Raw genomic sequence first — 7,980 nt, 5'->3', positions numbered from 1 at the left:
ATCTTTTTAATTGATTAAATTACGCCTGCTAATCGTTAATTAGCTCCGGCTGCTTTCTGCCCTTTAAGGCGTGACAGATCAGGCCAAGGATTAAGCCCGCAATCCCAAAGGTCAGCCAGCCAAAACCGAGGCCGAAGAATGGGAAGTAGTGCTGGGCAAAGCCGAGAAGCGCCTGCAGCAATTGACTTTCGTGCAAGCCGGCCGGTAACGCATTTAGCATATCAAAGAAGGCTGGAATCAGGGTTAGGCCGGTCGTGATCCGGTAAACGAGCCGGTCCTGCTTAAACAGCGGTGAAAGCAAGCCCAAAATAATTAAGGTGATTGCCAACGGGTAGAGGAACATCAGGATCGGTGTAGACCAGGCAATGATCTGGTTAAGACCCAGGTTAGCGAACAAGAATGACAGGCCACAATTGATCCGTAAAAATGTCCGGTAGGAAATCTTCGGGAAGCGCCGGTGGAAGTCTTGAGAAAAGGCAATTACCAGCCCCATGGCGGTACTCATGCAGGTAACCGTTGCTAAAGTTGCCAGAATTGCGTCCCCAGCAGTTCCCAAGTAGTAATGGGAAATCTGTGCGAGCGTAATCCCTCCATTTAGCGCGGGCTTAAACTGGTGCAGGCTAGTCGCCCCTAGCCAAATCAGGGCCAAGTAGATAATTGCCACCCCGGCGATTCCAAAGAAACCGCTCTTCGCCGTTGCCAGCGAAATTTGCCGCGATTTTTTAATCCCCAGTTCTTTAATCGCAGTAATAATGGTAATCCCAAAGGCCAGCGCGGCCAGGCCATCCATGGTGTTATACCCTTGCAAAAAGCCGTTGGAGAAAGCGTGGCTGGTATAAGCCGCAGTTACACTAGCAGTCTTGCCAGAACCTAACGGGTGGATGAACGCCAGTAAGAAGATAATAAACAGCAGTAACAAGAACAGCGGGTTCAAAACCTTGCCAATTAAAGTGGTAATCTTTCCTTCATGGTTTGAAAACAGGTATACCAGGCCGAAGAAGAGTGCCGAATAGATCAACAGTCCCCAGGAATTCGCTGCCGCGGATAAGTGCGGAGCGATCCCAATTTCATAAGGAACGGTGGCCGTCCGGGGCGTTGCAAACAGCGGTCCCAAGGTTGCGTGAATCAAAATTAAAAAGATTAGTGCATAGGTCCGGCCGTTCGGCAGTGCGAGGTCATAAATCCCGTTTGATTTCGTAATACTAATTGCCAGCAGCGCCATCAACGGCAGCAAGACTCCAGAAGCAAGGAAGCCGCTACTCGCCATTAACCAGTGGCTGCCGGCCAGCTGGCCCAGGTGAACCGGGAAAATCAGGTTCCCCGCCCCAAACAACATTCCAAAAATCAGTGATGCGATAATGATTGACTGCTTAATACTCGCTTTGCTTGTCTGCATATTAACCATTCCTCTCAGTAAAGTCTAATTATTTTGGTACAAAAAAACGTCCTCATAAGCGAATGCTTACAAGGACGCTACACGCGTGTTACCACCTTTTCTTCAGGGCAATATCGCTATTGCCCCCTTACCTCGTACATAGTAAAAGACTAGATACGTAGACGCTATAACGGGCGCACCCGGCTAAGACTACTATTGCTCTCACCTTAGCCACTCCTAGGCTACTTTCACTTTTCCTTCCCTATCCCCACTCGCACTAACTTGGGTTCGCTGACTAGTATCGGTAAAGCTAATTTCCTATTCTCAGTGGTTATTCGTACCGTTTATTTGATAATCATTTTACGTGATAAATTAAAAATGTCAACACTTTTTTATCATTTATTTTTAATTTTTGAACGATAATCCTCATTCTTCCAAGACAATTACCTTGCCGTAGTCAGTTATTCACTTGTCTTGCGCTTCATCCGCAAGATCCGGTATGGCTTCCCCTGGTCATCAAGTGGGGACCGGGCAACTACCTTAAAGCCCATATGCTCGTAAAAACCCCGTGCTGCAGGATTTTGTTCGTTGACGGCTAATTCGTCAATGCCGTACTTGGCGATTCCATATTCTAACAGCTGCCTGCCAATTCCCTTACCACGCTCGTTTGCGTCAACGAAGAGCAGTTCCAGCTTGGTACCGTTGACCCCCATCAGTGCCTTGATTTGCTGATTGCTAATTGCAACGACTAGGTGCTGAACTCCCTGAAATGCCTGCGGAACGTATTCCTTAATCGCCGCAATCTCTCCCGTGCTCAGGAAGCGGTGGGTAGCCGTGACCGCACTTTCCCAGGCCCCAACTAATTGGGCCATTTCCGGAGCCGTAATGGCCATTAATTCTTTAATTTCCATTAGGATCCTCCGATCTCTAAATTTCTTTATAAAGGATACCGTAATTCGGGATAATTGAAAACTACTCCTGATATCGCCACCACTAAAGTTGTGCCCCGCCCGGTCTGGCCTTTGCCCACCGCTGCGGGGTCAATTTATCTAGTGCTAGCCGCGGTTCAGCTTTGCCACAGCGGGCAGCTGGTGCTCCCCAAAATTTTGTAAAATTCAAGCGGTAGCGCGACATTTCAGTTATAGGCCCAACACTGGGCAGCCTGGTTAGGCCAGCTTTAGCTATTAAAATTCAAGTAACTTTATTATCCTGGCACAACTTGCTATAATGAAAATGATTATAGGAGGAATCGTGATTTAGCAACCAAAAGGAGCGGTAACGATGGCAGAGAGAAAGCGCTTTAAATTATATAAACAAAAGAAAGAGTGGGTTATCGGCTGTTCAACCCTCTTCCTATCATTGACGCTCGGGGCCGTTGATGTTCAGGCGGCAGATAGTTCACTGAACGCTAACGGCGAAGACCCGGCAGCTGCTTCCAATCCCGCGGTGTTAGCCGATCGCCAAGCACCTTCACTAGCAAGCACTAACCAACATGAACTGGCTAGTGCTGCCCCAAAGACAGGGGCCCAGTCCGCTTCCAATCAGGCGGCCGCTCAAGCTACTCCAACCGAAGCTACGCAGCAGGCTGCCAACAACACTAATCAGGCAACCGCCCCCGCTTCGCCTGTAACTACCACTACTGGCCCGTCTTCTTCCGATCATCCTGACGACTGGAGCAATAACTACGAACGGATCATTACCATTAACTACTTTACGCACTACGATCTGGACGGCGGTAGCACAGAGTTCCCGGTTCAGAAGCGGATTATTCAAATGGCCGTTAATGGTCACTGGGACGCCGTCGATTGGCTTCCGCCAGAAGGGACCTTCCCGCCTGGCGTGACGGTTCCGCCGGTTCACTTTGATGCTACTGACGAGGTTACGAAGGCCAACCAGCACTGGCAAGTTAACTTCTTATTCCGGATTTTCAGCATTCAAAGCGCAACGGGTGAGAAGACGCTCTCCCAGGTTTTCGTCCTGACTAACGGTCAAACCGTGACCATCCCGCCGATTGAAATTACCAACCAGGACTACGGAATCCCGACTGGTTACCACCCCACAATGCTGTACCCGACGATCGATAACGTCGTTGAGCAAAATGGTCACTACTACATTACCGAAGCAACCATCACGGTTGACAGTTCTGGTTATAGCGTTACTTACCACGGCGCGCTAAACGATATCACTGGTCTGTCATCGTTTGCCACGAAGATTGTCTTCACCGCCCCGCTGAATTTCGTTTACAAGGACCTGAACGGGAATACTTACAGCGTTGCTGGTAAAGGGCCGGCGGTCTTCAACGGTCAGGAAACTTTGAATTATTCGCAGACGCTTACTACGCCTCAGATCCTCTACTATGCCAACCAGTTCCTCGACCAGTACCGAATGGGAATTGCCGGCAACTACCTCCTTTACGGCTTCTTCGGCCCGGACGGCAAGTTCAACCAATTGGACGGGATCAGTTTGAGCGACGCGGTTGCCAACAACCAGACGGGCTTTACCTTTAACCTTGCCATTGTCAACCAGGTCTACGCTCCGGTTCCGGGTTCACAGACGACAAAGACGCGGACAATCATTCTCCACAAGCCGACCGGTGACGAGCAGGTCAGCCAGCAGGTCGGTTTTCAGGACTTTGCCAACTTCGACCAAATCACCGGCAAACAGCTCAGCCCAGCAGAATTGAAGGTGCTGACCGGCAGCGACCAAAGTCAGGCCAGCGCGTGGAGTGCTTTAACGGTGGACAACCACTCCTGGGCGGAATACCCAGTCCCGGCGATTGCAAACTACACGAGCAGTCAGTCAACGGTTGCAGCCCAGACGGTAACTCCAGACACCTCAAACCAGACCGTTGAGATTTACTACACTGCTAAGACCGAAAAGTTCACCGACACAAAACAGGTTGTGCGGACCATCAAGGTTCAGGCACCCGACGGAACGGTCCACGCCACTGAACAGACGGTTACCTTCACCCGGTCTGGTGTCAAAAATCTGGCAACCGGCGTGACCGACTGGGGCGACTGGCAATCAAGCGACAACTCTTGGCCAGCCTTCACCGCTCCACAATACCCGAATTATACGGCGAACACTGCTACGGTTGCGGCTCAGGTGGTAACTCCAGACAATGCAGACCAGACCGTCGAAATTTACTACACCGCCAAAACTGAAAAGGTCACCGAAACGAAGCAGGTCGTACGGACAATTAAAGTTGAGGCACCCGACGGGACGGTCCACGTCACTGAACAGACGGTTACCTTCACCCGGTCTGGCGTCAAGAACCTGGCAACCGGCGTAACCGACTGGGACGACTGGCAACCAAGCAGCAGTACTTGGCCGGCCTTCACCGTCCCGCAGTACCCTGGTTATACTGCAGACGTTGACACGGTCGCAGCTCAAGCGGTGGATGCTGCGACAAGCAACCAGACCGTTGTCGTGACCTACCAGGCGGTGGTACCAGTTCAGCCTGACCAGCCCGGCACGGCTGGTACTGGTCAGTTGCCCCTACCTGGCCAACCTGGCAAGCCAGGCAGCAATCAGCCGGGAACGGGAGCCGTTCCTGGGCAAGCGGTCGCCAAGGTAGCTAGCCAGCAGGCCGCCCTCCCCCAAACTGGTAGCCGGTCGAACGAAGGACTAGTTGCACTCGGTAGCCTGGCCCTCCTTACCCTGTTCGGATTAGTCGGACGCAAGAAATTTGAGCACAGCAGGTAATTTGCTGCAAAAATAATCAGCGCGGATCAGCACTCATAATTGAGCGACTAAATCCGCGCCGATTTATTTTTTCGTTAATTTGCTTGTAACGGTTGCCAGGCCGCTGACCAGCAGCGCAATGACGATTACGACTGGCGCCAGTTCAACCGCCACCAGGAAGAAGAGCAGAACAATCACCAGGACGGGTTTCCCCAAGATCGTGGTTAAGCTAGCCGTTACCACAACGATGGCGTTGACCCGCAGGTTGCCGGGCAAGAGCATTGCACAGGCCACCCCGAGTGCCAGGCTGGAAAAGATGGCCGGGAAGATGGTTCCCCCACGCCAGCCCATCACAAAGCCCAGGTTCGTCAGCAGCGCCTTGAGCACCGCCAGCAGGACCAAAAAGGGAACCGATAGTTTGAGCGCTTCGTCGCTGAAGGGCACGATCCGGAATTCGCCGGAAAACATGATGTCCGGGCTAACCAGCGAACCCAGCGCTAAGGTGAGACCAAAGATGATTCCCTGGGCGATTGGCCCCAAGCGGATATTAATCAGCCTAGCAAGACTATTTTCCAGGTAGACGAAGAAGCAGCCAAAGGCAATCCCGACTAGCAGTGCTGGAAGCCAGGTCCACAGGTTGGCTGGTGCCCACTGGATTACCTGGTGGTGAATACCAAAGGCCCCCTTTTCTGGGAACAGTTTGAAGGCGGTTCCCCACCGTAAGCGGTCACCAAGCCAGTTGACCATACTGCCGGTCAAAACTGCCGTGGACGCTTCCGGACCGATACTGTCTCCGAAACCGAGCACCATCGACTTCCACCACTGGTGATAGTCGAGCCAGCCGTGAATACGAACCTTGCTCGGCACCTGCTCAATGGTCCAGGGATAGTCGCCCCAGCGCCGATTGAACCAGCCAATCACGGCTCCGCCCAGGCCGCACACCAGGAAGGGGTACCAGTGGCCCAGCCCTTTATCCATTCCCCCGCAGGTAGGAATGCCAGACCAGCTCAATCAGCCAGTTAACCAGGTTAAGGTAGCTTGCCATAGCAATCCCAATCACGAAACTCCATAAAATAGCATACAGACCAAGGTTAAGCCGATCTTCCCACCGCTTTGTCGTTCGTTATTGCGCTCCCGTTTTGCTTCTAGTTTGCTTGCGAAATCACCCCGCAAATATCATCACCACTAGATTATACCAAAAGAGCGGGCCATTTGTTGCGGCTGGGGCCAAACTAATAATCAAAGAACGCGGCGCCACTTTGGCAGAAAAATGCTCCTCATTTCTCGGATTTCCGCTTTAATTTGCGCCTTTTTATGGTAGAATGCAACTATTAAGAAGCATGAGCGGCCGAAAATATTCGGCTTTTGCTAATAAAGTGAGGAGAAAGAGCATGAATAACGATATTGAACAGGTCTTATATAGTCAGGAGGAAGTTAGCCAGCGGATCGACGAGCTAGCAGCAACCATCACTGAAAAGTACCAGGGTGAATTCCCGGTGGTCGTTCCGGTAATGACCGGGGCGATGATGTTTGCCGCCGAGTTGATGAAGCGGCTCGCCTTCAAGCTCAACATCGATTACGTGGACGTATCAAGCTATGAGGATAATTCGCAATCATCGGGCCGGGTCCGCCTACTCCGCGACCTCTCCCACGACGTGGACGGCCGGCCAGTCTTAATCATCGAGGACATCGTGGATACTGGTCACACCCTGCAATTTTTGGCTAAGCTATTTGCCAGCCGGGGCGCCAAGAGCATCGAAACCTGCTCCCTGTTGGACAAGCCCGCCCGCCGGGAAGTTGCAGTCAACGCTGATTACGTTGGCTTTGAGGTGCCAAACGAATTCATCGTTGGCTACGGGCTAGACTATGACGGCCTCTACCGCAACCTCCCCTACGTTGGGATTTTGAAACGTTCAGTATACGAAAAATAGTATTTTAAAAGCTTGCAATTAAAATCTTAGTCGCAAGCTTTTTTCTTAGTCTAAATATTTCGGTTCTACAATTTTAAGTACTAATGGATTTAACATCAGTGCTTATTTTGGTTTAAATTTAAAATAAAAAACGAAAGATGGTTGGACCCCGTCTTCGTTTTAAGAAAGGACCATCTTTCATGGATTATTCTACCAGAGTTGCCTTAGGAGTTAAAGATTGCCACTTAGAATTAGATGAAAAACACTTTGCGGAGCCTATTGAAGATCAAGGCGACCGGATTGTCATTCACTTAGTTCAATCTTATCCCCTCAGCTGCCCACATTGTGGCCAGCTCATGCTTAAAAATGGCTTTAAGACGGTCAACGCTCTTGGACCATCATTGCACTACCAGCCGACGATTTGGTCCATTCGGAAACAAAAATACCTCTGTAAACCTTCCGCTGACTGTCCGACCATGGTTACTAAAATTGCCACAGTCAAAGACATCGATTATCGCAACCACATTGCCTGGACCATTAAGCAGCGGGCAATGATGCTTCTCACGACTAATCAATCGCAGAAAGACTTAGCTAAAACGCTTGGAGTTTCTGATTGGACAGTCCGTCGGGTTATTACTAACCTTGATAGCTCCTTCAAACCCAACTACCGTTGGCTGCCCCGGCACTTGGCCTTCGATGATTTCAAGTCCGGAAAGATGGCACCCAGTGGAATGAGTATGATTTTGATGGATATTGAGAACCACCGAACTTTGGACATTATTCTTTCTCGCCGTAACCGTTACTTACGGAGCTACTTTCTCCGCTATGACCGTTCGGCCCGCTTAGCTGTCCAGACCGTTACAGTGGACTTATATACCCCTTATCGGCGCCTAATTCAAGAACTATTCCCGAATGCCATCATTCTTGCGGATCACTTTCATGTCGTTGCCCAAGCCTACCGTGCACTTAACCAAATTCGGCTTCAAGCAATGAATAATGCTGGAAAAGGGA

General features: G+C 50.8%; 6 protein-coding genes. 3 read left to right on the top strand and 3 right to left on the bottom strand.

Going from position 1 to position 7,980, the window contains the following annotated elements; genetic code table 11:
• Nucleotides 1-28: 28 nt before the first annotated feature.
• Both brnQ and HMPREF0494_RS01200 read right to left on the bottom strand, forming a co-directional pair.
• Nucleotides 29-1,396, bottom strand: a complete 1,368-nt coding sequence (gene brnQ / locus HMPREF0494_RS01205; RefSeq protein ID WP_040458637.1) for a branched-chain amino acid transport system II carrier protein — start codon at nt 1,394-1,396, stop codon at nt 29-31.
• Nucleotides 1,397-1,836: 440 nt separating this feature from the next.
• Nucleotides 1,837-2,286: a GNAT family N-acetyltransferase gene (locus tag HMPREF0494_RS01200; protein WP_007123081.1), complete on the bottom strand. Its 450-nt coding sequence runs from the start codon at nt 2,284-2,286 to the stop codon at nt 1,837-1,839.
• Between the two features lie 370 nt (nt 2,287-2,656).
• Between HMPREF0494_RS01200 and HMPREF0494_RS10715 the strand changes: the two genes are divergently transcribed.
• A complete protein-coding gene (locus HMPREF0494_RS10715; RefSeq protein WP_007123080.1) occupies nt 2,657-5,080 on the top strand; it encodes a mucin-binding protein in 2,424 nt (807 codons plus the stop codon).
• A 63-nt stretch (nt 5,081-5,143) separates the two neighbouring features.
• Here the strand turns inward: HMPREF0494_RS10715 and HMPREF0494_RS01190 are convergent, their stop codons facing one another.
• Nucleotides 5,144-6,037 carry a chloride channel protein gene (locus HMPREF0494_RS01190; RefSeq protein WP_007123079.1) on the bottom strand — a complete coding sequence of 298 codons (894 nt, stop codon included), beginning with the start codon at nt 6,035-6,037 and terminating at the stop codon, nt 5,144-5,146.
• Between the two features lie 413 nt (nt 6,038-6,450).
• Between HMPREF0494_RS01190 and hpt the strand changes: the two genes are divergently transcribed.
• Both hpt and HMPREF0494_RS01180 read left to right on the top strand, forming a co-directional pair.
• Nucleotides 6,451-6,990: a hypoxanthine phosphoribosyltransferase gene (hpt, locus tag HMPREF0494_RS01185; protein ID WP_040458636.1), complete on the top strand. Its 540-nt coding sequence runs from the start codon at nt 6,451-6,453 to the stop codon at nt 6,988-6,990.
• 179 nt (nt 6,991-7,169) lie between these two features.
• Nucleotides 7,170-7,980 (top strand): ISL3 family transposase (locus HMPREF0494_RS01180; RefSeq protein ID WP_007123077.1); only part of this gene is annotated, 811 nt, incomplete at its 3' end.

The sequence above is a fragment of the Limosilactobacillus antri DSM 16041 genome (assembly GCF_000160835.1).
GTDB classification, from domain to species: Bacteria; Bacillota; Bacilli; order Lactobacillales; family Lactobacillaceae; genus Limosilactobacillus; species Limosilactobacillus antri.
Note: the sequence above shows the minus strand (reverse complement) of the source record. Positions and strands in the feature narration are given on the sequence as shown.